2 protein-coding genes and 1 pseudogene are annotated in these 3299 nt (G+C 57.3%); all 3 read left to right on the forward strand.

Translation table 11 applies throughout. The features are described from left to right. The first annotated feature begins 79 nt into the window (after nucleotides 1-79). The gene (locus VJR68_RS17800; RefSeq protein ID WP_324149891.1) at nucleotides 80-1396 is read left to right on the forward strand and encodes an IS701 family transposase; all 1317 of its coding nucleotides are present in this window, start codon (nucleotides 80-82) and stop codon (nucleotides 1394-1396) included. A 196-nt stretch (nucleotides 1397-1592) separates the two neighbouring features. After that, complete coding sequence (locus VJR68_RS17805) at nucleotides 1593-2690, forward strand: IS5 family transposase (protein ID WP_324149892.1); 1098 nt, start codon at nucleotides 1593-1595, stop codon at nucleotides 2688-2690. A gap of 250 nt (nucleotides 2691-2940) precedes the next feature. Continuing rightward, nucleotides 2941-3299 (forward strand): annotated as a pseudogene (locus VJR68_RS17810) (hypothetical protein); the annotation flags it as partial.

Consider the following 3299-nt stretch of genomic DNA (forward strand, 5'->3'; position numbering starts at 1 on the left):
TCTTACTGTGTCACAAAAATCCATTTGCAGAAAAGCGATACCTGGTACTATTGAATAATACAGACTTCGGGTGATCGCGATGAGAGAAGATGTCGATGAATTTGACGCGTATCTGAACCATCTGGCGCAGGCGTTAGGGCACGCCGATCGTCATGCCGGCCTCAAGGGTTACTGTTCGGGCTTGGTAATGCCGTTGTCACGCAAGAGCGTCGAGCCGATGGCCGCGCATATTGACCCACTTCACGCGAGCGCGAAACACCAATCACTCCATCATTTTGTGGCCAAGGCGGAATGGTCTGACCGAGCGGTCCTGCAGCGGGTACGCGAATGGGTGATGCCCGCGTTAGGCCTGCACGCTGCTGAAGAGGCTGGCTATTACTGGATTATTGACGACACGGGCTTCCCGAAGAAGGGCAAGCATTCGGTCGGCGTAGCGCGGCAATACTGTGGGCAACTGGGCAAACAGGATAACTGCCAAATCGCCGTGAGCCTGTCGATCGCGACGCAACGCGGCAGCCTGCCAATTGCCTGGCAGCTGTATGTCCCCAAGGAATGGATTGACGACCGGGAACGTGCTCGTCGCGCTGGCATTCCCGACGAACTGGTTTTTCAGACCAAGCCACAGATTGCGCTGGCCCAGCTTCGCGAGGCTATAGCATCCGGCATTGCACCGGGCATTGTGCTTGCCGATGCCGGGTACGGCGACGAAACCGCTTTCCGGGAAAGCGTAACTGAACTGGGTTTGTTGTATGCGGTAGGGATCCGGCCGGGCACCTCCGTGTGGGCGCCCGGTACGGCGCCACTTCCACCCAAGCCCTGGAGTGGCCGCGGTCAGCCACCGAAATTGTTGCGCCGTGCGCCCGGCCATAAACCGCTCGTGGTGAAGGAACTGGCCATGCAATTACCCACGAACGCCTGGCAAACCGTAACCTGGCGGGAAGGCAGCAACGCCGCACTTTCCTCACGCTTTGCCGCCGTACGGGTTCGTCCCGCGCATCACGACTATTGGCGAAGTACCGTTCGCGACGAAGAATGGTTGCTTATTGAATGGCCTGATGGCGATACGGAGCCGCTCAAATACTTTCTCACTACTGCACCCGAGGAGGCGAGCCTCGAGCAGCTTGTCTTCGTGACCAAAATGCGCTGGCGCATCGAGCGCGACTATCAGGACCTGAAGCAGGAGTTCGGGCTCGGTCATTATGAAGGGCGAGGCTGGCGTGGCTTTCACCATCACGCCACACTGAGTATCGCTGCGTATGGGTTTCTGATGGCTCAGCGACTCAAAATACAATCAGATGGGCGTGGTAAAAAAAACTTCCTTGAACGCGCGCTGCCTGCCCTTCCCCCGGATTACATCCCCCGGGGCAGTCCAGCGCGCTCAACGCCACGTACCTGATTCCATTGCTACGTTGCGCATCCTGCTTGGACAAAGGCTCATGCAACGATGGCATTCGTCCTGTACAACAATAGAGTGCGCAACTGGTTTTATGACACAGTAGTACTAACAGGTTGCTGAAGTACCGCTGAAACACGTCATCGCGGAGAGTTCGTCAAACGTTGATAGATGGACTTCCACTTGCCACATCGAGATCATGCGCGGCGCCGACACGTTCACCGAGAGTCTGTTTTCTGTACGCAAGCTGGATGAGTTCGTTCCGAAGTCGCATCCGTTGCGTTCGATCCGCGTGATGGCGAACGAAGCGCTGGCGAAGATGGATCGACTGTTCGCCCAGATGTACGAATCCGACATAAAGGGCGGGCGGCCGAGCATCGCGCCAGAGAAGTTGCTGCGAGCCATGCTGATTCAGGTGCTTTACAGCATCCGTTCCGAGCGCCAACTGATGGAGCAGGTGCAATACAACCTGCTTTTTCGCTGGTTCATCGGCCTGGCAATGGATGACGAGGTGTGGGTGCCCACGGTCTTCACGAAGAACCGCGAGCGATTGATCAAGCACGATGCGATCATCGAATTCTTCAACGAAGTGGTGGCCATTGCCGAGAAAAAGTGTCTGCTTTCGGGCGAGCATTTCAGCGTGGACGGCACGCTGATCCAGGCGTGGGCCGGACACAAGAGCTTCGTACGCAAGAACGGTGACGATCAGGACAACGATGGTGATGGCGCGGGCGACTTCAAGGGCGAGAAGCGCAGCAACGAAACACATCAGTCGAGAACCGACCCTGATGCGCGGCTCTATCGCAAAGGCAAAACGGCCAGCGAATTGCGGTACATGGGCCATACGCTGACCGATAACCGGCACGGCCTAGTGGTCAATGCGCGCGTGACACGCGCCGACGGGCATGCCGAGCGTGAAGCGGCGAAGATCATGGTTCACGACGCGCGGCAAGCGGCAAAGGATCCGAACGCAGAAGTGACGTTGGGTGCAGACAAGGGTTACGACGCCCAGGAATTCATCGAGGCGTGCCAGCAGATGAAGGTCACACCGCACGTTGCGCAAAACACCGCGGGGCGACGTTCGGCGGTGCCCGATACGATTGCCTCGAGCGTGGGCTATGCCATTTCGCAGCAAAAGCGCAAGTTGATCGAACAAGGTTTCGGCTGGGCCAAGACCGTGGGACGCATGCGTCAGGTGATGGTGCGCGGTTTGAAGAAGGTGGACCAGATGTTTGTGTTGAACATGGCGGCCTTCAACCTCGTGCGCATGCGATCGCTGGCAGAAGTCCGCCCATAGCGGCGGGACACGGCGGAAATGAGGCCAGAATCGACCTCGCACCGCTTTAAAAAAGGTTGGTTCGCACTGAAATTGCACAATGCGAAAGATTGAATGACGGCGGCCGCGTAAATGGAGAAAAGCTGCTTCCGTCGGGGTGTATTTCCGCAACCTGCTAAGCCGGTTTCTCGAATACACGAGCGACGATATTGCCGTTAGCTTTCGGGAATTGAAGTCCCCGCAGATCCAAGCTCTAACGGAGCTGCCCTGCTTGTTCGCCTATGAGGGCACGAATGAACCAATGCGTGTTGGGCGTTTGAAGAAGGTCAAGCTCCGCAACGACCGCGTGCTTTACATCGAGCCCACCTTTGATGGCCGTGTGCCTCCGATTGCCTTTGAGCAGATCAAGCCCCTTCAAGCCGCCTTGGACATTCGTAACTGGGAGCTTAGCCGAACGCACTGGGCGATCAAGGATGAGGACCTTTTCGACGTATTGACGGGCGCTGGTCTTGTGCCCGGCGATGCCGTAAGCCCAAAGGTCGAGAAAGCGGACTTGCCACCCGTCTCCGCCCCCGAGTTCCAGGCCAATACTGTCGGGGCCTTCATTGAGGAAGTATTGAACCTCGACCA

It is taken from the genome of Dyella sp. (genome assembly GCF_035277725.1).
Classification (GTDB): Bacteria; Pseudomonadota; Gammaproteobacteria; order Xanthomonadales; family Rhodanobacteraceae; genus Dyella_B.